Source organism: Mesorhizobium waimense (assembly GCF_003601975.1).
GTDB classification, from domain to species: domain Bacteria; phylum Pseudomonadota; class Alphaproteobacteria; order Rhizobiales; family Rhizobiaceae; genus Mesorhizobium; species Mesorhizobium waimense.
Genome location: NZ_QZWZ01000001.1, coordinates 239,655 through 257,741 on the forward strand (window position 1 = coordinate 239,655; position 18,087 = coordinate 257,741).

The window sequence follows — 18,087 nt, forward strand, 5'->3', positions numbered from 1 at the left end:
AGGAGCCAGGCGGCTCGACCGGCCATGACGGCAGCGACGGAGACCGATCGCGCGCTTGTCGACCGGGTCGCGAAGGGCGACAGGGCCGCCGTGCGGCTCCTGTTCATGCGCCACCACGCGCGGGTCTACCGCTTCGTGGTGCGCCAGACGGGATCGGAAATGATGGCCGACGATATCGCGAACGAGGTCTTTCTCGAGCTCTGGCGCCAGGCGCCGGGCTTCGAAGGGCGTTCGGAAGTCTCGACATGGCTGCTCGGCATTGCCCGTTTCAAGGCGCTGTCCTTGCTGCGCAAGAAAAAGGAAGACTGGATCGACGACGATGACGCGGCGCAGGTCCCCGACAGCGCCGACACGCCGGAAGTCGTCACCATGAAGGACGACAAGGCTGCTGCCCTGCGGCGGTTCATCGATGCGCTGCCGGAAGAGCACCGCACCGTGATCGACCTTGCCTACTACCACGGACAGTCGGTGACCGAGATCGGCGAGGTGCTCGGCATTCCGGTCGCCACCGTCAAAACCAGGATGTTCTATGCCCGCAAGAAACTCGGCCAAGCCTTGAAGGCCGCCGGTTACGACAAGGGGTGGCCATGAGCGCCGCTGAAAAAATGTCGCGCCGCGACGAGATGGAAACGCTGCTGCCGTTCTACCTGAACGGCTCGCTGGAAGGCGCCGAGCTGGAAGCGGTCGAGGAATGGCTGGCGACCGACCCGTCAGCGCTTGCCGCACTCGGCGAGGCGGAGGCCGAATTCTCCGGCACGGCCGCCGCCAACGAAGCGATCCGCCCGCCGGCCGATGCGCTCAGCCGCTTTGCCAAGGCGCTCGATGCCGAGGCCGGTCCGGCGCGGGCGCCGGCAGGCCGGTCATGGCTGGTGCAGGCGCTCGACCGCTTCATGGCGGTTCCGGTCGGCGTCGCCTGGGCGGCGGCCGCGGTGTTGCTGGCGCTCGTCATGGTGCAGTCCTTCGTGCAGCCCGGCGGCAAGGGCAGTGATTTCGAAATCGCCGGCACGGAGGACGATCTGGCGAAAATGCCGTTCGCGCTGGTGAAGTTCAAACCGGAGGCGAAGATGTCGGACATCGCCGTCTTCCTCGGCGAGAACGGCCTTAAGATCGCTGGCGGACCGACCGCCGACGGCGTCTTCCGCATCGCCATCGCGGCCGAGACCGTTGCCAACTACGAGAAGCTGGTCAGCCTTATTGCCGCCCAGCCTTTCGCGGAAGCTGTGATAGAGGGAAGGAAACCGGCGAGTGGCGGCTAGGGCGGCGTTTGGATTTGCTGGATTTCTGCTGGCGGCGACGACAATCGCCGCCACGCCAGTTTTTGCGCAGAGCAAGGATCCCAACCAGCCGCAGACCAAAACCGACTGTCTCGACCGGACGAACGCGGCCGGCGCCGACTGCCCCGAGGATGGCGGTGACGGAACGCCCGGTGCTGGGCCTGGCGCGGCGGGCGCCGTCTTCCTGCCGGCGCTCATCGTCGACCTGTTCCCCAATCCTGCCGGAGGCGGCGGGACGCCGCTGCCGACGCCCGATCCGCGCCGCGACCCGGCCAGCGCTTTGCCTTCGCCGAGCGCGCCCGCCGATGCACCGGTGGTCCCGGCCGCCCTGCCCGGCGGTCCGATCATTTCGCCCACCGATCTCGTCGCCACCGAGCCGCAGCGCGCCATCGTCGGTGAACACGTGCCCGACGAGGTGCTGGTGACGGTCGACGGTGATGCCGGCGTCGTGCAGCAGATCGCCGCTTCCTTCGGCCTCGAAGTCCGCTCGCAGCGCCAGTCGCGGCTGCTCGGCACCACGCTGGCGCGCTTCGGTATTCTTGACGGCCGCCCGGTCGGCGTCGTGCTGGCGCAGTTGGCCGCCGACGGCCGCACAAGGCGGCGCGAGCCCAACCATGTCTATTCGCTGCAGCAGGCCGCCGGCATCGTCAACTATGCCTTCGACCGCATCGAACTCGACGAGAAACAGGCCAGCGGCGAGAATGTACGCATCGCCGTCATCGACACCGGTATCGACGACACCAATCCGGCGCTCTCCGGCGTCATCGCCGGCCAGTTCGACGCCATGCCCGAGGTGCCGATCGAAAAGCGCGACCACGGCACCTCGATCGACGGCCTGATCGCCGGGGTCGGCGCGCTGAAGGGCATGGCGCCGGGAGCGAAGATCTACCACGCTCGCGCCTTCGAGGGCGGCAAGTCGACCATGGACGTCATCCTTTCGGCGCTCGACTGGGCGGCCGAGCAGGATGTGCGCATCATCAATATGAGTTTCGTCGGCCCCAAGAACGACCTGCTCGGCATCGCCTGCCGCAATGCCCGCGCGCTCGGCATCGTGCTGGTCGCCGCTGCCGGCAACAACGGGCCGAAGGCGCCCTACGGCTATCCGGCCGCCTTCGATGACGTCATCGCGGTCACCGCCACCGATGCCAAGGACGGGCTGATGCCGCAGGCCAATCGCGGCGCCTATGTCTTCATCTCCGCCCCCGGCGTCGAGATGGTGGCGCCGAGTGGTGCCGGTTCGGAAGTGGTCACCGGCACCTCGTTCGCGGCGGCGATCGTGAGCGGGGCAATCGCCAATCTGATCCACGCCGCGCCCGACCGCTCAGCCGACGAGATTGAGAAGGCGCTGGCTGACACCGCCAGGGATCTCGGCCCGAAAGGCCGCGACAATGATTTCGGCTACGGTCTTTTGGACACCAAGGCAGCCGAGGCGGCGAAGGAATAGTTCGAATTTTGAATTGATTTGTCTACGACAAGGTAGATGGATGAGTAGCTCTCAAATGGCAAAATACGTCTGGTCCTCGGTCTTATATTACACAGTGGTCGCAGTCGCATTTGTTTGAAATTTCTAGAACGGTTTTATGAACGAGGGTGGCAGACGTCCGCAAGGGGATCGAACGCGGTCATTCTGGACCTCTACGCCGGCGCGCCGGCGACCGACCCCCGCACCACCAAGTCGACTGGCCAGACCTCGCCGCGCGCGCCTTCTTCCACTCCCGATATCCGCGCCGCTAGCCGCTCGGCGACGCGCGCGCCGGCGAGGCGGATCGACGATCGCGTCGTCGACAGCGGCACGGAAAAATTCTCAGGCTTCAGCCAAGGAAAAACGTCGTCATGGGCGATCAGCGACAGGTCGCCGGGGATGGTCAGGCCGAGATCGCGCACCGCGCGCACCACGCCCAGTGCCATGATCAGGCTGGAACAGGCGATCGCCGTCGGCGGCTCGCTCTGCTCGAGCAACCGCCGGGCGGCGCGATAGCCGTTCTCCTCGGTCATCGTCAAGGAGCAGATATGACGCTCGCCAAGCGTCAGGCCGCTGGCAGTGAGTGCCCGGCGCATGCCGCGCTCGCGATGGATGGCGAAGGTCTCGCGGTCGTCGCCATTGATCAGCGCCAGCCGCCGGTGGCCGAGCTGGATCAGCAGCCGCGCCGCCTCGTGGAAGGCGCCCTCATTGTCGATGTCGGTGAAGGGGTAGTCGAAGCCGAAGCCTTCGCTGCGGCCATGGACGATGAAGGGGATGCCGAGCGTATTGAGCAACGCCACTCGCCGGTCAACTGGCCGCGGCGAGGAAATGTAGACGGCGTCGACCTGGCGGTTGGCGACGATGCGGCGGTAGGTGGTCTCCTGGTCGTCGGCGTCGGCCGGGGACAGCACCAGGTCGAGCTCGTGCGAGCGGGCATAGTCGCCGAGGCCGGAGAGGAACTCGACGAAGTGCGGGTCGATCTCGACGGCCGCGCCGGTCGGTAGCACATAGCCGATCATCCCGGTCTTGCCGGTCGCCAGCCGGCGCGCGCTCGGATTGGGGCGGTAGCCGTGGCGCTTGGCTGCGTCCATCACGCGGCGCCGCGTTTCCTCGTTGACTTCCGGATAGCCGTTCAGCGCGCGGCTTACCGTCGTCTGTGAAAGCGCCAGCATGTGCGAGAGCTGCTTCAGGTTCACCGGAGGCCTCCAAGCCTCAAAGCGCTTTTAATTTGGAATCCAAGCAGGCGCCAAGCTTGGCGCTGCCGAACAGAGTGAGCATACGCACTGGTCTGGCCAGTTTGAAGCAGAATTGCTGTTGCGCCGCCATAAAACTGTGCTGCAGTGCAGTTTAGCTGCCGCTTATTTGCCGAAACTAAATCGATTAGTCAGTGGCCCTCTTGACTCCCGAGCGATTCAATGGCGAGATCAAAAAGACCAAAGCGCTTTGGAAGACTCTTCGAAAGGTTGCGGTTCCTTTCTGACTGAGTCACAGTCCTGCGGCGTCGGCGGGCGGAATGGAGGTTCCGTCCGGGTGTTCATGACCACTGGGAGGAATAGCGATGAAGAAAATGCTTCTGCTGGGCGCTGCGTTCGCAACGCTCGCCCTGAGCCTGCCGGCGCAAGCCGAACTGAAGTTCAAGCCGGGCGAGGATCCCCGCTTCAACTGGGCAAATTACGAAGAGCTGAAGAAAGTCGATCTCAAGGGTGAGACGCTGACCATCTTCGGGCCGTGGCGCGGCGAGGACGAGGGCCTAATCCGCACCGTTCTCGAGTATTTCCAGGACGCCACCGGCGTCGAGATCAAGTACTCCTCGTCCGAGAATTACGAACAGCAGATCGTCATCGATACCCAGGCCGGCAGCCCGCCCAACATCGCCGTGCTGCCGCAGCCCGGCCTGATCCAGGACCTGGCATCCAAGGGTCTTCTGACGCCGCTCGGCGACGACACCGCCAAATGGGTCAAGGACAATTACGGCGCCGGTCAGTCCTGGGTCGACCTCGGCACCTTCAAGGACAAGGACGGCAAGCCGGGCTTCTTCGCCTTCCCCTACAAGGCCGACGTGAAATCGCTGGTCTGGTACTCGCCCGACAATTTCGAGGAAGCCGGCTACAAGGTGCCGAAGACTCAGGAAGAGCTGGCCGAACTCGAGAAGAAGATCATCGCCGACGGCGGCACGCCATGGTGCATCGGGCTCGGCTCCGGCGGCGCCACCGGCTGGCCGGCGACCGACTGGGTCGAAGACATCATGCTGCGCACCCAGCCGCCGGAAACCTACGACAAGTGGGTGAAGAACGAGATCCCGTTCAACGATCCGGCGGTCGTCAACGCCATCGACATCTTCGGCAAGATCGCCACCGACGACAAAATGGTCGACGGCGGCGCCAAGGCGGTTGCCGCGACCGACTTCCGCGACAGCCCGAAAGGTCTCTTCGCGGTGCCGCCGAAATGCTATTTGCACCACCAGGCATCGTTCATCCCGACCTTCTTCCCGGAAGGCACGAAGCTCGGCCAGGACGCCGACTTCTTCTACTTCCCGCCCTACGCCTCCAAGCCTGAGCTTGGCACCCCGGTGCTCGGCGCCGGCACGCTCGCCATGATCACCAAGGATAGCAAGGCCGCGCGTGCCTTCATCGAATACCTGAAGATGCCGCTCGCCCATGAGATCTGGATGGCTCAGGGCGGCTTCGTGACGCCGTTCAAGGGCGTCAACAAGGATGCCTATGCCAGCGATGCGCTGAAGAAGCAGGGCGAGATCCTGGCCAATGCCTCGACCTTCCGCTTCGACGGCTCCGACCTGATGCCGGGCAAGATCGGCGCCGGTTCCTTCTGGACCGGCATGATCGACCTGGTCGGCGGCAAGTCGGCCCAGGATGTCGCCACCGACATCCAGAAGAGCTGGGACGCCATCAAGTAAGCCGCCGATGGCAGGCTTACCCGTCCTGACAGGATCCGGGCCGCGTTGGCCCGGGTCCCACCGTCAGCCCGACTGTAGCGTTTTTCGTGAAGCATAGAGTTCCGGCATGAAGCGTGGCCTGCCGCGGCGAGTACCCGCCTGGCACCGGCTCGCGCTTCACAACTGAATCGGCTCGTGATCCAGGCTTTTTTCTCGATTGGCGGATCATGCGCAGGGGAGAGGGACCCATGGCGGCTCAGATTTTTTCGGCCATATTCGTCATCATCGTCGGCGTTGGCGGCTGCGTCGCCTATTTCTGGGGCGCCAACAAGCTTGTGGACATCATTTTCCCGTCGCGCGGCGTCCAGGGTGCCGCAGCCATCGACAATCTGCGCCGGCAGGGAATGATCCGCCCCTGGCTGTTCGTCGGCCCGGCCATGATCATCCTCACCATCTATCTGATCTACCCGGTGGTCGAGACGCTAAGGCTGTCCTTCCTCGATCGCGGCGGCGGCAATTTCGTCGGCTTCGCCAACTACGAATGGGCTTTCGGCGACCGCGAGTTCCGCAACTCGATCCTCAACAACATCGTCTGGCTGGCGGTGGTGCCGGCTGCCTGTACCTTCCTCGGGCTGATCATCGCCGTGCTCACCGACAAGATCTGGTGGGGCACGATCGCCAAGAGCCTGATCTTCCTGCCGCTGGCGATCTCCTTCGTCGGCGCCAGCGTCATCTGGAAATTCATCTACGAATATCGCGGCGAGGGCCAGACGCAGATCGGCCTGCTCAACGCCATCATCCAGTATTTCGGCGGCCAGCCGCAGGTCTGGATATCGCTGCCGTTCTGGAACAATTTCTTCCTGATGATCATCCTGATCTGGATCCAGACCGGCTTTGCCATGGTCATCCTGTCTTCCGCGCTGCGCGGCATTCCCGAGGAGACGCTGGAAGCCGCCGTCATCGATGGCGCCAACCCGTTCCAGATCTTCTGGAAGATAATGGTGCCGCAGATCTGGGGCACCATTGCGGTGGTGTGGACCACGATCACCATCCTGGTGCTGAAGGTGTTCGACATCGTGCTGACCATGACCAACGGCCAGTGGAACAGCCAGGTGCTGGCCAATCTGATGTTCGACTGGATGTTCCGCGGCGGCGGCGATTTCGGCCGCGGCGCCACCATCGCCATCATCATCATGATCGCAGTCATTCCGATCATGGTCTGGAACATCCGCCAGGCCAACAAAGAGACGGGAGGGCACTGAGATGGCCGTCGCAACCGGAAAGTCGTTTGCCAGTCGCTTCGGCGTCCACATCGCGGTGCTCATCTTCGTGGCGATCTGGACCGTGCCGACGCTCGGCATCCTCGTCTCGTCGCTGCGCGACAAGGACCAGATCATCGCTTCCGGCTGGTGGAATTCATTCGCCAGTTCCAGTCAGACCGAAGCTGGCCGATTGCCGCCGGCCTCGGCGCAGGTCGAAAAGGACGGCAAGTTCGTGCTTGCCGGCAACATCTTCGGCGATGGCGCTGCCCGCAACATCAGCGCCTTTGGCGTCAAGTCGGCCGCGCCGACGCAATATCCGGCCGGCACGACCGCCGATCTCGGCGACGGCGTGACCTTGCAGCTCAACGCCGACGGTACTTTCGTCATGCAGTCGCCTAAAGCCTTCGAGGGCGACCGCGGCCAGCGCGTCTACTATGCTTCGTCGGCGCCGCCGAAATTCACCACCGACAATTACAAGACGGTGCTGTTTTCGGAAGGCATCGGCCGTTCCTTCATGAACTCGCTGACCGTCACCATTCCGGCGACCGTCATCCCGATCCTGATCGCGGCCTTCGCCGCCTACGCACTGGCCTGGATGCGCTTTCCCGGCCGCGCGCTGCTCATCGCGGTCATCATCGGCCTGCTGGTCGTGCCGCTGCAGATGTCGCTGATCCCGCTGCTGAAACTCTACAACGGCGTCGGTACCTTCTTCGGCGTGCCGTCGAAGACCTATCTCGGCATATGGCTGGCGCATACCGGCTTCGGCCTGCCCTTCGCCATCTACCTGCTCAGGAGCTACATTGCCGGCCTGCCGCGCGAGATCATGGAATCGGCGCGCATCGACGGCGCCAGCGATTTCGAGATCTTCGTCAAGATCGTGCTGCCGCTGTCGTTCCCGGTGCTCGCCTCCTTCGCCATCTTCCAATTCCTGTGGGTATGGAACGATCTGCTGGTGGCGATGGTTTTCCTCGGTACCGAGGGGGATCAGATCGTGCTGACCGCCAAGCTCAATGCGCTGCTCGGCTCGCGCGGCGGCGACTGGGAGATCCTGACGACATCGGCGTTCGTGACCATTATCGTGCCGCTGATCGTGTTCTTCTCGCTGCAGCGCTATTTCGTACGCGGGCTGCTTGCCGGCTCGGTGAAAGGAGGTTGAAAGTAATGCAATCGGCTTTGAAGGTGACATCGAGACCGGACCCCGCCATCGATCGCGATTGGTGGCGAGGCGCGGTGATCTACCAGATCTATCCGCGTTCCTATCAGGACTCCAACGGCGACGGCATCGGCGACTTGAAGGGCATTGTCCAACGGCTGCCCTACATCGCCTCGCTCGGTGTCGATGCGATCTGGATCTCGCCCTTCTTCAAGTCGCCGATGAAGGATTTCGGCTACGACGTGTCGGACTATTGCGACGTCGACCCGATGTTCGGCACGCTGGCCGATTTCGACGCCTTGACGGCGGAAGCGCACCGGCTGGGCCTCAAGGTGATGATCGACGAGGTTCTGTCGCACACCGCCGACATCCATCCGTGGTTCAAGGAAAGCCGCTCGAGCCGCACCAATGCGAAGGCCGACTGGTATGTCTGGGCCGATGCAAAACCCGACGGCACACCGCCCAACAACTGGCTGTCGATCTTCGGCGGTTCGGCCTGGCAATGGGACACCAGCCGCCAGCAATACTACCTGCACAATTTCCTGGCCGAGCAGCCGGATCTCAACTTCCACAACACGGAAGTCCAGGACGCGCTGCTCGACGTCACCCGCTTCTGGCTGGAGCGCGGCGTCGACGGTTTCCGCCTCGACACCATCAATTTCTACTTCCACAGCCAGGGGCTGGAAAACAACCCGCCGCTGCCGCCGGAAGAGCGCAACGACCAGACGGCGCCGGCAGTCAATCCCTACAACTACCAGGACCATCTCTACGACAAGAGCCGTCCCGAAAACCTCGGTTTCCTCGAACGTTTCCGCGCGCTGCTCGACGAGTATCCGGCACAGGCCGCGGTCGGCGAGGTCGGCGATTCGCAGCGCGGGCTGGAAGTGGTGGCGGCCTATACCGCCGGCGGCAAGCGCGTGCATATGTGCTATTCGTTCGACTTCCTGGCGCCGGAGAAGATCAGCGCCGCCAAGGTGCGCTCGGTACTGGAAGCCTTCGGCAAGGTCGCCAGCGATGGCTGGTCATGCTGGGCCTTCTCCAATCACGACGTGATGCGGCCGGCCTCGCGCTGGGCCGCCGGCGAAGCCGATCCGGCCGCCTATCTCAAGGTCATCTCGGCGCTGCTGATGTCGCTGCGCGGCTCGGTCTGCATCTATCAGGGCGAAGAGCTCGGGCTGGGCGAAGCCGAACTGCAATTCGAGGATCTGCAGGACCCCTACGGCATCCGCTTCTGGCCGGAGTTCAAGGGCCGCGACGGCTGCCGCACGCCGATGGTATGGGATGCCGCCGCCAGGAATGGCGGCTTCTCGACGGCAAAGCCGTGGCTGCCGGTACCGGGAAAGCATCTCTCGCAAGCCGTCAACGTGCAGCAGGGCGACACCAACTCGCTGCTCGAGCACTACCGGCGCTTCCTCGCCTTCCGCCGCCAGCATCCGGCGCTGGCCAAGGGCGACATCGACTTCATCGAAAGTGAAGGCGACACTGTCGCCTTCACCCGCCGCGAGGGCAACGAACAGGTCGTCTGCGTCTTCAACCTGGGCAGCAAACCGGCCGAGGTCGCCCTCGGCAGCCAGGCGCTGCAGCCCTTGCCCGGGCACGGCTTTTCAGGACAGTCTGGCGCCGGTTCTATTCGTCTCGGCGCTTACGGCGCCTGGTTCGGGCGTATCGACTGAGTTGCAAATGAGATTCACTGGGAGGAAATCATGGCTGATGTCACGCTGAGACAAGTGAAGAAATCATACGGCAATCTGCACATTCTCCATGGCATCGACCTCGACATAAAGTCGGGCGAGTTCATCGTCTTCGTCGGCCCTTCGGGCTGCGGCAAGTCGACCTTGCTGAGGTCCATCGCCGGGCTGGAGGAGATCACCTCGGGTGAGCTCAAGATCGCCGGCGAAGTGGTGAACGACGTGCCGCCTTCGAAGCGCGGCATTGCCATGGTGTTCCAGTCCTATGCGCTCTACCCGCACATGACGGTCTACGACAACATGGCGTTCTCGATGAAGATCGGCAAGGAAAGCAAGGCCGAGATCGACAAGCGCGTGCGGCAGGCGGCCGAGATCCTGCAGCTGACCAAATATCTCGACCGGCTGCCCAAGGCGATGTCGGGCGGCCAGCGTCAGCGCGTCGCCATCGGCCGAGCCATCGTGCGCAATCCGAAAGTGTTCCTATTCGACGAACCGCTTTCGAACCTCGACGCGGCACTGCGCGTCGCCACCCGCATCGAGATCGCCAAGCTGAAGGAATCGATGCCGAATACGACGATGATCTACGTCACCCACGACCAGGTCGAGGCGATGACGCTGGCGGACCGCATCGTCGTGCTGAAGGAAGGCCATATCGAGCAGGTCGGCACGCCGATGGAACTCTACAAGCGGCCAGGCAATCTGTTCGTCGCCCAGTTCATTGGCTCACCGGCCATGAACATCCTGCCGGCGACGATCGACAAGACCGGCAACCCGACCGTCGTCAGCCATGTCGGCGGCCGCAAGGCGACGGTGCCGATCGCCACGCCGGCGTCGGCGAAAGGTGCTGCGGTCAGCTTCGGCGTCAGGCCGGAGGATCTGGTGATCGCCACCGGTGCGGATTATCTGTTCGAGGGAACGGTGGATTATGTCGAGCAGCTCGGCGAGGTCCAACTCGTCTATGTCGATATCGGCCGCGCCGACCTGCCGCTGGTGACCAAGATGCCGGGCAATGTCGAGGTCAAGCGCGGGACGACGCTGCGGCTGAGCGCGGACGCCGGCGACCTGCATATATTCGACGCTGACGGGCACTCTTTTTCGTTGCTCGCGGCGGACGCAAAGGCGGCCTGAGACTGGCTGCCCGGACATAGATCCTCCGGGTTATGAGCAAGACAAAAACAAGAGCGGCGGGCTACAAGCCCGCCGCTCTTGTTTTGGGTAACGATTTCGGCGGTTAGTGGTTGCCGAAGAGGTTGCGGTCGCTGCCCTGAGGGGCGGACTTCTGCACGTCGCCCGACGAATTCAGCAGCTTGTAGACCGGCGACTCGGTGTTGCGCACCGACGAGGTCTGCGTGGTGTCGATGTTGGCCGTCGTCTGCTTGTTGACGGCACTCGAACCAACACTGTCGTTGTGGGCATAGGCGCTGCCGGCGGCAATCAAAAGCGCGGCGGCGGCAAGAGCGATCTTCTTCATTTTGGGTACTCCTGGATTTCGTATCCACAAGCATGGCGGGCATGCCCGCCTTGCTGATGGGATCGGCTGTTAGTTGTTGCCGAACCGGTTACGGTCACTGCCTTGGTTGGCAGGCTTCTCGGCAGCCGGTTCCGACTTCTTGATCGAAGCGGTGTACGAGCTGTCGACTGCAGCGGCCGGCTGGTTGGCGCCATTGGAGCCATAGTTGTCGCTGCCGGCGAAAGCGCTGCCGGAGATGGCCAGAATGGCGGCGGTGGCAAGGATGAACTTTTTCATGTCAAATATTCCTGAATTTTGATGTCCCGGGCGGCAGGCCCTGCCTGCCGCTTTCTTAGCCGGGGACAGGCTTAGTTGTTGCCGAAGAGGTTACGGTCGCTGCCCTGAACGACGGGCTGCTTGTCGGCATGAGCCGGCTGCTGGATCGAAGCGGTGTGCGCGCTGTCGACTGCGGCGGCTGGCTGGCTCGCACCGTTGGAACCATAGTTGTCGCTACCTGCGAAGGCGCTGCCGGAAATGGCCAGAAGGGCGGCGGCAGTGAGAACAATCTTTTTCATTTTTAATACTCCAGTATTTTAGTTTTTCCGTCCGTCTAGCGGCGTGTCTTGGGCAGGAAATCGCGTCGTTCGGACAGCTCCGATGTGGGAAAGCCAGGTGGCGGTTTCCAATCACGAAGTTGTTCCGCTTGGACCATGACTCTGCATCTTGAAATTGTACCAGAGCCTACTACTACCGAGCCTTTTATCAACTTTATCAATTGGTTATCAAAAAGCCGCCTACACATCACCAACTGTGTCGGAGTGCCAGTGTTCACACCGTCCTGCACGCACCGTCAACAGAAACGAACCGTTCGGTTCGATTTTAGAATGCTCTAATAGTCACTTTTCGATACCGTTAATCATTTTGACGCGGTCAAAAGCTCGATCGGCGGGCGATTCGTGACCGGCGCCAGGTGCGGCAGAAGCGCCAAATCGGCGTCCCTGGAGTTCGCTGCGCTATTCACCTTCCCGTGTCGCGCCCGCATGGATGCGATGTCGCTTTCATGCCGACACCGAACCGGCCGCCGTGATTAGATCTTGGCATCTCGGGTGCCGCCTCGTCGCCGACGAAGCGGAGAATTGGGAAGCCGGTCGAAACCCGGCGCTGCCCCCGCAACGGTGGTGGAGTTCAAGTCGCAACGGGAGACCACTGGGCCACAAGCCTGGGAAGGTGTCGCGACCGTCCGCAAGGACACTCCAGAGCCCGGAAACCAGCCGGAGATTTCTAGACTCGACTGATCGCGGTGGGCGGTCAAGAGGTGGATGGTGCATGTCCGGCCTGGCGCCGGATTGCGCCGGTCTTTCCTCCATCACCACCAGTTCAGTCCTTGAACACGAGGACAGGACATGGATGCGCGCAACGACATGCTGAGGCTGCTGCACGGCCGCAAGCAGGGCTATTCACTCGAGCAGCCCTTCTATACCGACGCCGAATTTTTCAAGCTCGACATGGAGCTGATCTGGTATCGCGACTGGCTGTTCATCGGCCATGACTGCGAACTGCCGAAGCCCGGCAGCTTCATCACCGCCCAGATCGGCGACTATCCGGTCGTGCTGGTGCGCGACCAGCAAGGCAAGATCAACGCCTTCCACAATTCCTGCCGCCATCGCGGCAGCCGCGTCTGCAACACCGAGAAAGGCACGGCGGCAAAGCTCGTCTGTCCCTATCACCAGTGGACCTACGAACTCGACGGCCGGCTGTTGTTCGCCCGCCAGATGGCCGATGGTTTCGACAAGAGCCAGTTCAGCCTGAAGCCGGTCGCTTGCGAAAGCGTCGGCGGCTACATCTTCATCTGCCTGGCCAGGGAGCCGGCCGACTTCGCGCCGATGCGCGCCATGATCGAGCCCTATTTGCTGCCGCACCGGCTGCGTGAGGCAAAGGTCGCTTTCGAATCGACCATCGTCGAGAAGGGCAACTGGAAGCTCGTCTGGGAAAACAACCGCGAGTGCTATCACTGCGCCGGCAACCATCCGGAACTCTGCAAGACTTTTCCGGAAGCACCGACGGTCACCGGCGTGCAAGGCGCCGACAGCGACCCTGAAATGCTGGCCCACTGGGCGAAATGCGAGGCGGCGGGCCTGCCGAGCAAGTTCCGCATCGACCCGGCCGGACAATATCGTGCCACCCGCGCGCCGCTGCTGCGCGACGCCGTCAGCTATACGATGAAAGGCAAGCGCGCGGTGAAGAAGAACCTGTCCGACACGGTCTCTGCCGATCGGATCGGCACCTTGATGCACTATCACTACCCAACGACATGGAACCACATCCTCATCGACCACGCGGTGACCTTCCGCGTTCTGCCGATCAGCGCCACGGAAACCGCGGTCACGACCAAGTGGCTGGTCCACAAGGATGCGGTCGAGGGCGTCGACTATGATCTCGCCGAACTCACCCATGTCTGGGCCGAGACCAACGACCAGGATCGCCGCATCGTCGAGGAAAACGCCTTCGGCATCCTGTCGCCAGCCTACGAGCCCGGCCCCTATTCGGAGCTGCATGAGGGCGGCGTCATCCAGTTCGTCGAATGGTACGCGTCCTTCATCGGCCCGCGCCTTGCCGAAGGCGGCCGTCCGGCGCTGCGCAGCGTCGCCTGAGGGGTGAATGCGATGACCGACCTCGGGCTCTACCGGCACCTCGACGAGATGGCGCCCTGGAACGACAGGCTGCAGGTGCTGGAGGTGATCGGCGTTGCCGACGAGGCGCCCGACGTCAGGACTTTCACCTTCCGCTCCGACAACCAGACCTGGTTTCGCTACAAGCCGGGCCAGTTCGTGACCCTGGAGCTGCCGACCGCCGACGGTCCGCTGATGCGCACCTACACGCTGTCGTCGTCGCCGTCGCGGCCGTTCTCGATCGCGGTGACGGTTAAGGCACAGGCAGGCAGCCTCGGCACGCGCTGGATGTTCGATCATCTGAAGCCCGGTGCTCATGTGAAAGCCTACGGGCCGGCGGGCGACTTCTCGCTGCACAGCCATCCCGCGGCGAAATACCTGTTCATATCGGCCGGCTCCGGCGTCACGCCGATGATGTCGATGCTGCGCTGGCTGAACGACTGCGCGCCATGGACCGATGTCGGCTTCGTAAACTGCGCGCGGCGGGCGGAAGAGATCATCTTCCGCAAGGAACTGGAATTGCTGGGTAGCCGGATGCCTGGCCTGTCGCTCGGCTTCATGATCGAGGAACGGTCGAGCCGTGAAGGCTGGTTCGGCCATATGGGCCGTATCGACGCCATCCGGCTGCCGCTCTTGGCGCCCGATTTCCGCGAGCGCGAAATCTTCTGCTGCGGTCCCGATCCGTTCATGCGCGCGGTGCGCGGCATGCTTGAAGCCTCGGGCTTCGACATGGCCGGATACCACCAGGAGAGCTTCGCCGCTCCCGCGGTGGAGGAAATACCGGCGCCGTTTGCCGTGCCTGCGGACGGCGGCACCGGAGTGCCTGCCGAGGCGGCAACCCCGATCCGCTTTGCGCTTTCGGATATCGATGCCGAATGCGTTGCCGGGCAGACCGTGCTGCAGACGGCGCGCGCCTCGGGCGTCAGGATTCCAGCGGCCTGCGAATTCGGCTTGTGCGGAACCTGCAAGGTCAAGAAGGTCTCCGGCGACGTCGAGATGAGCCACATTGGCGGCATTCTCGATCACGAGATCGACGACGGCTTTATCCTGGCCTGCTGCTCGAAGCCGCTGTCGGCGCTCGAAATCGAGGCCTGAAGCGTAGCGGTTCAAACGCCGTAGCGCTCGGTGCGGATGAGGTCGGCGGGGACATCGGCATCGATCAAGGCCTGGGCAGCGGCCGACACGAAGGCGTTCGAACCGCACACGAAAGCAAGCCTCGGCGGCTCGGGCAGCCGCGCCATGGATTGCATCATCATCTGGGCGTCAATCCGCCGCGAATAGTCCTCGGGGCGTCGTGCCGCCTCGCGCGTCAGCGTCAGCACCAGGTCGAAGCCGTTGCGACGGTCGTCGAGGTTGATCAGTTCATCGCGAAAGATCACTTCGTCCCAGATCCGCGCCGAAAACACCAACGCTGTCGGCACCGAAGATTTCCGCGCCGTCCGGTGGCGCACCATCGCCATCAGCGGCACCACGCCGGAGCCGCCTCCGACCAAGAGCAGCGGTCCGCCGTCTTTGTCGGACCAGACGAAATGGCCGCCGAGCGGACCGCGCAATTCGATCTCGTCGCCGACCGCCGCCACCTCGTGGAAGAAGGGCGAGACCTCGCCGTCCTCAAGCCTTTCGATCGCCAGCTCGATTGTCCCGCCGCTCTCCGGCGCCGAAGCAATGGAATAGGAGCGGCGCGCCTGGTAGCCGTCCGGCGCCGTCAGCCGGACATCGACATGCTGTCCGGCTTGATGGACGAAAGGCCGCGACAGTTTGAAGAAGAAACTGGTGACGCGCGGCGTACGCTTTTCGATGCGAATGATTTTCGCCGTCTGCCAGGGCGATTGCGCCGCCGACGCCTCGCTCATGGGTCGCCCGTGTAGCGCTGCTCGCGCCACGGGTCGCCATAGATGTGATAGCCGCGCAATTCCCAGAAGCCCGGCTCGTCGCGTTCGGTGAACTGCAGCCCGTTCAGCCATTTGGCCGACTTCCAGAAATAGAGATGCGGCACCAGGAGCCGCGCCGGCCCGCCATGGTCCGGCGTGATCGGCTTGCCTTCATAGAGCAGCGCAACCATCGCCTTGCCGGCGACAAGGTCCTTCGCCGGCACATTGGTGGCGTAGCCGTCGAAGGAATGCGCCAATGTGAAGGCGGTCGGCGCCTCGATGCCGGCATCGGCGAGGATGTCGTCGATCAGCACGCCCTGCCATGCCGTGTCGAATTTGGTCCAGGCGGTCACGCAATGGATGTCGCGTGTCATTCTGCTCAGCGGCAGCGCATTGAACTCGGCCCAGTTCCATTTCTTGATTGGCCGCGGTCCGTGCTTGAGCGTGAACGACCAGTCCTCGGTGCGCACGCGCGGCGTCGGCCCGGCCGACAGGACGGGAAAGCCTTGCTCGAGATACTGCCCGGGCGGGATGCGCGCGTCCGTATCCGTCGGGGGCTTTCGCCCGGAAGAGAAGCCGCGGGTAACCATCGGGAGTATCCGTTTGCGCTGCGGCCGAAACCGACCGCAGCCAGTGTTCTCGAAGATATCTCGGCGGGCAACAGGAATCTTGGGCGACCCGACAGGCTGGCCGCCGATGCGGCAAGCCTGTCGAGCGTCATGCCTCAGCCGGCGGCGAAGGGCACCGCGACGAAGATCTGCGCGTCGCCGCGATCGACAAGCAGCAGCACGGATTTCCTGCCGGACTTGCCGGCCTGCGCGATCGCCTGGTTTGCCTGTTTGGCGTTCTTTACCGGGGTCTGGTCGACACCGACGATGACATCGCCCGGCTGGATGCCGGCGGCCGAGGCCGCCTTGTCCGGATTGACGCGCTCGACCAGCGCGCCACGCTGGTCGTCGGTCAGGTTCAGTTGTTCGCGAACATCCGGCGTGAGGTCGGTGAGGCCGAGGCCGAGCGAGGGCACGCGCAAGGCCTGTTCCGGGGACTTGCCGCCATTGCCTTCGGCCGAGGCGGTCTTAGCATCATCGCTATTGTGTCCGACATCGGCGGAAATCTGCATGGCCTTGCCGTCGCGCCAGACATTGAGCGTTTCCCTGGCGCCCGGCGCTATGTCGGCGACGGCACGCGACAGGTCTTTCGGATCCTTTATCTCCTGGCCGGCGAAGCTAGTGATGACGTCGCCGGTCTTGATGCCTGCCTTGGCGGCCGGCGATCCGTCCGTGACTTCGGAAACCAGCGCGCCGCCGGGATGGTCAAGGCCCATGGCACTGGCGACGTCCGGCGTCACCTCCTGGATCTGGACGCCGAGATAGCCGTACTGGATGTCGCCGCCCTTCATCAACTTGGCGACCACCTTCTCGGCCTGGTCCGACGGGATGGCGAAGCCGACGCCGACGCTGCCGCCATTGGGTGAATAGATCGCCGCGTTGATGCCGACGACATTGCCCGCGACATCCACCAGCGGGCCGCCGGAATTGCCGTGGTTGATCGGCGCGTCGATCTGGATGAAGTCGTCGAACGGGCCGCTGTGCAGGTCGCGGCCGCGCGCCGAAACGATGCCTGCGGTGACGGTGGTGCCGATGCCGAACGGGTTGCCGAAAGCCAGCACCTGATCGCCCGGCATCAGTCTGTCGGAATCGCCCCATTTGACGGTCGGCAGGGACTTGTCGGCCTTGACCTTGAGCACGGCGAGGTCGTTCTTGGCGTCGCGGCCGACCAGCTTGGCGGGAAGCTCGGTACCGTCGTCGAGCGTCACCTTGATCGAGGTGGCGCCATCGATGACGTGGTTGTTGGTGACGATGGTGCCGTCGGCTCCGACGATGAAGCCGGACCCAAGCGCCTCCGCACGCTGCGACTGTTGCTGCGGCGGGGTCTTGGGCCCGGGCATGCCCTGGTCGCCGAAGAACTGGCGGAAATAGTCGTCGAAGGGCGAACCACCGTCGAAGGGGGAGTCCTCGCTCATCGTTTCCGGCTGTGCTTTCATGACGGTGGTGACCGTCACCACCGCCGGCTTGTCGGCCGCCACGATCGGGGCGAACGAGCCGTTCGGCGCCGTTATGCCGGCGACAGGCGTCTGGGTAGTCGGAACGGTGCTGCTTGCGCCCATGTTGTTGGCGCTGTCTGCGAAAGACACGACGAAGGGGGATAGGATCAGCGCAGCGCCCAGCAAGGCCGCGACGCGATGTCTGCGAAGGATATCTGACATGGTCGTTTGTCCGGGCGAGAGTTGATCCGGCGCCGTGGCCGCTCCCCTGTATGGGAAACCGGCCATCCGGCGTGTCGACGGTCGCGATTGCCTGTCTCG

Annotated in this window: 17 protein-coding genes and 1 riboswitch; of the genes, 10 read left to right on the plus strand and 7 right to left on the minus strand. The window is 63.6% G+C overall.

What is annotated here, in order from left to right:
• The first annotated feature begins 24 nt into the window (after window positions 1-24).
• From D3227_RS01205 to D3227_RS01215, 3 genes are read left to right on the plus strand one after another with little or no spacing between them, the layout of a single operon-like run.
• Complete coding sequence (locus D3227_RS01205; protein WP_120012190.1) at window positions 25-591, plus strand: sigma-70 family RNA polymerase sigma factor; 567 nt, start codon at window positions 25-27, stop codon at window positions 589-591.
• Entirely contained in the window at window positions 588-1,256 is a 669-nt protein-coding gene (locus tag D3227_RS01210; protein WP_120011863.1) for an anti-sigma factor, read from the plus strand. Before D3227_RS01205 ends, D3227_RS01210 begins: the two co-directional genes overlap by 4 nt.
• Window positions 1,246-2,718, plus strand: a complete 1,473-nt coding sequence (locus D3227_RS01215) for a S8 family serine peptidase (RefSeq protein ID WP_120011864.1) — start codon at window positions 1,246-1,248, stop codon at window positions 2,716-2,718. Before D3227_RS01210 ends, D3227_RS01215 begins: the two co-directional genes overlap by 11 nt.
• Before the next feature lie 191 nt (window positions 2,719-2,909).
• On the opposite strand, the gene D3227_RS01220 is transcribed toward D3227_RS01215, so the two are convergent.
• Window positions 2,910-3,932: a substrate-binding domain-containing protein gene (locus D3227_RS01220; protein WP_120011865.1), complete on the minus strand. Its 1,023-nt coding sequence runs from the start codon at window positions 3,930-3,932 to the stop codon at window positions 2,910-2,912.
• Window positions 3,933-4,294: 362 nt separating this feature from the next.
• On the opposite strand from D3227_RS01220, the gene D3227_RS01225 reads away from it, so the two are divergent.
• The 5 genes from D3227_RS01225 to D3227_RS01245 all read left to right on the plus strand — a co-directional run bounded on the left by D3227_RS01225 (window position 4,295) and on the right by D3227_RS01245 (window position 10,860).
• Window positions 4,295-5,650: an ABC transporter substrate-binding protein gene (locus D3227_RS01225; protein ID WP_120011866.1), complete on the plus strand. Its 1,356-nt coding sequence runs from the start codon at window positions 4,295-4,297 to the stop codon at window positions 5,648-5,650.
• A 227-nt stretch (window positions 5,651-5,877) separates the two neighbouring features.
• The gene (locus D3227_RS01230; protein WP_120011867.1) at window positions 5,878-6,891 is read left to right on the plus strand and encodes a carbohydrate ABC transporter permease; all 1,014 of its coding nucleotides are present in this window, start codon (window positions 5,878-5,880) and stop codon (window positions 6,889-6,891) included.
• Window position 6,892: 1 nt separating this feature from the next.
• Window positions 6,893-8,047 (plus strand): carbohydrate ABC transporter permease, encoded by a 1,155-nt coding sequence (locus D3227_RS01235; RefSeq protein ID WP_120011868.1) that lies wholly within the window; start codon window positions 6,893-6,895, stop codon window positions 8,045-8,047.
• A gap of 5 nt (window positions 8,048-8,052) precedes the next feature.
• Window positions 8,053-9,717, plus strand: coding sequence for a beta-galactosidase BglA (bglA, locus tag D3227_RS01240; RefSeq protein WP_120011869.1), 1,665 nt, complete (start codon window positions 8,053-8,055; stop codon window positions 9,715-9,717).
• Between the two features lie 30 nt (window positions 9,718-9,747).
• Window positions 9,748-10,860: an ABC transporter ATP-binding protein gene (locus D3227_RS01245; RefSeq protein WP_120011870.1), complete on the plus strand. Its 1,113-nt coding sequence runs from the start codon at window positions 9,748-9,750 to the stop codon at window positions 10,858-10,860.
• Between the two features lie 103 nt (window positions 10,861-10,963).
• On the opposite strand, the gene D3227_RS01250 is transcribed toward D3227_RS01245, so the two are convergent.
• The 3 genes from D3227_RS01250 to D3227_RS01260 all read right to left on the minus strand — a co-directional run bounded on the left by D3227_RS01250 (window position 10,964) and on the right by D3227_RS01260 (window position 11,757).
• Complete coding sequence (locus D3227_RS01250) at window positions 10,964-11,203, minus strand: DUF680 domain-containing protein (protein ID WP_120011871.1); 240 nt, start codon at window positions 11,201-11,203, stop codon at window positions 10,964-10,966.
• Window positions 11,204-11,272: 69 nt separating this feature from the next.
• On the minus strand, window positions 11,273-11,479 hold the full coding sequence (locus D3227_RS01255) for a DUF680 domain-containing protein (RefSeq protein ID WP_120011872.1): 207 nt from the start codon (window positions 11,477-11,479) through the stop codon (window positions 11,273-11,275).
• Window positions 11,480-11,550: 71 nt separating this feature from the next.
• Entirely contained in the window at window positions 11,551-11,757 is a 207-nt protein-coding gene (locus D3227_RS01260; RefSeq protein WP_120011873.1) for a DUF680 domain-containing protein, read from the minus strand.
• A gap of 512 nt (window positions 11,758-12,269) precedes the next feature.
• Window positions 12,270-12,472, plus strand: a riboswitch (cobalamin riboswitch).
• A gap of 113 nt (window positions 12,473-12,585) precedes the next feature.
• On the opposite strand from D3227_RS01260, the gene D3227_RS01265 reads away from it, so the two are divergent.
• On the plus strand, window positions 12,586-13,833 hold the full coding sequence (locus tag D3227_RS01265; protein ID WP_120011874.1) for an aromatic ring-hydroxylating oxygenase subunit alpha: 1,248 nt from the start codon (window positions 12,586-12,588) through the stop codon (window positions 13,831-13,833).
• 12 nt (window positions 13,834-13,845) lie between these two features.
• Window positions 13,846-14,946 carry an FAD-binding oxidoreductase gene (locus tag D3227_RS01270; protein ID WP_120011875.1) on the plus strand — a complete coding sequence of 367 codons (1,101 nt, stop codon included), beginning with the start codon at window positions 13,846-13,848 and terminating at the stop codon, window positions 14,944-14,946.
• An 11-nt stretch (window positions 14,947-14,957) separates the two neighbouring features.
• On the opposite strand, the gene D3227_RS01275 is transcribed toward D3227_RS01270, so the two are convergent.
• The 3 genes from D3227_RS01275 to D3227_RS01285 all read right to left on the minus strand — a co-directional run bounded on the left by D3227_RS01275 (window position 14,958) and on the right by D3227_RS01285 (window position 17,988).
• On the minus strand, window positions 14,958-15,704 hold the full coding sequence (locus D3227_RS01275) for an FAD-binding oxidoreductase (RefSeq protein WP_120011876.1): 747 nt from the start codon (window positions 15,702-15,704) through the stop codon (window positions 14,958-14,960).
• Window positions 15,701-16,312 carry a molybdopterin-dependent oxidoreductase gene (locus tag D3227_RS01280; RefSeq protein WP_120011877.1) on the minus strand — a complete coding sequence of 204 codons (612 nt, stop codon included), beginning with the start codon at window positions 16,310-16,312 and terminating at the stop codon, window positions 15,701-15,703. Before D3227_RS01280 ends, D3227_RS01275 begins: the two co-directional genes overlap by 4 nt.
• Window positions 16,313-16,446: 134 nt before the next feature.
• Complete coding sequence (locus D3227_RS01285) at window positions 16,447-17,988, minus strand: DegQ family serine endoprotease (RefSeq protein ID WP_120011878.1); 1,542 nt, start codon at window positions 17,986-17,988, stop codon at window positions 16,447-16,449.
• Window positions 17,989-18,087 lie beyond the last annotated feature (99 nt).

Bases quoted from the DNA above. Each gene is read 5' to 3' on its own strand.
- D3227_RS01205 (WP_120012190.1), top strand. From the start codon at position 25: ATGACGGCAGCGACGGAGACCGATCGCGCGCTTGTCGACCGGGTCGCG.
- D3227_RS01210 (WP_120011863.1), top strand. From the start codon at position 588: ATGAGCGCCGCTGAAAAAATGTCGCGCCGCGACGAGATGGAAACGCTG.
- D3227_RS01225 (WP_120011866.1), top strand. From the start codon at position 4,295: ATGAAGAAAATGCTTCTGCTGGGCGCTGCGTTCGCAACGCTCGCCCTG.
- D3227_RS01230 (WP_120011867.1), top strand. From the start codon at position 5,878: ATGGCGGCTCAGATTTTTTCGGCCATATTCGTCATCATCGTCGGCGTT.
- D3227_RS01235 (WP_120011868.1), top strand. From the start codon at position 6,893: ATGGCCGTCGCAACCGGAAAGTCGTTTGCCAGTCGCTTCGGCGTCCAC.
- bglA (WP_120011869.1), top strand. From the start codon at position 8,053: ATGCAATCGGCTTTGAAGGTGACATCGAGACCGGACCCCGCCATCGAT.
- D3227_RS01245 (WP_120011870.1), top strand. From the start codon at position 9,748: ATGGCTGATGTCACGCTGAGACAAGTGAAGAAATCATACGGCAATCTG.
- D3227_RS01250 (WP_120011871.1), bottom strand. From the start codon at position 11,203: ATGAAGAAGATCGCTCTTGCCGCCGCCGCGCTTTTGATTGCCGCCGGC.
- D3227_RS01255 (WP_120011872.1), bottom strand. From the start codon at position 11,479: ATGAAAAAGTTCATCCTTGCCACCGCCGCCATTCTGGCCATCTCCGGC.
- D3227_RS01260 (WP_120011873.1), bottom strand. From the start codon at position 11,757: ATGAAAAAGATTGTTCTCACTGCCGCCGCCCTTCTGGCCATTTCCGGC.
- D3227_RS01265 (WP_120011874.1), top strand. From the start codon at position 12,586: ATGGATGCGCGCAACGACATGCTGAGGCTGCTGCACGGCCGCAAGCAG.
- D3227_RS01270 (WP_120011875.1), top strand. From the start codon at position 13,846: ATGACCGACCTCGGGCTCTACCGGCACCTCGACGAGATGGCGCCCTGG.
- D3227_RS01275 (WP_120011876.1), bottom strand. From the start codon at position 15,704: ATGAGCGAGGCGTCGGCGGCGCAATCGCCCTGGCAGACGGCGAAAATC.
- D3227_RS01280 (WP_120011877.1), bottom strand. From the start codon at position 16,312: ATGGTTACCCGCGGCTTCTCTTCCGGGCGAAAGCCCCCGACGGATACG.
- D3227_RS01285 (WP_120011878.1), bottom strand. From the start codon at position 17,988: ATGTCAGATATCCTTCGCAGACATCGCGTCGCGGCCTTGCTGGGCGCT.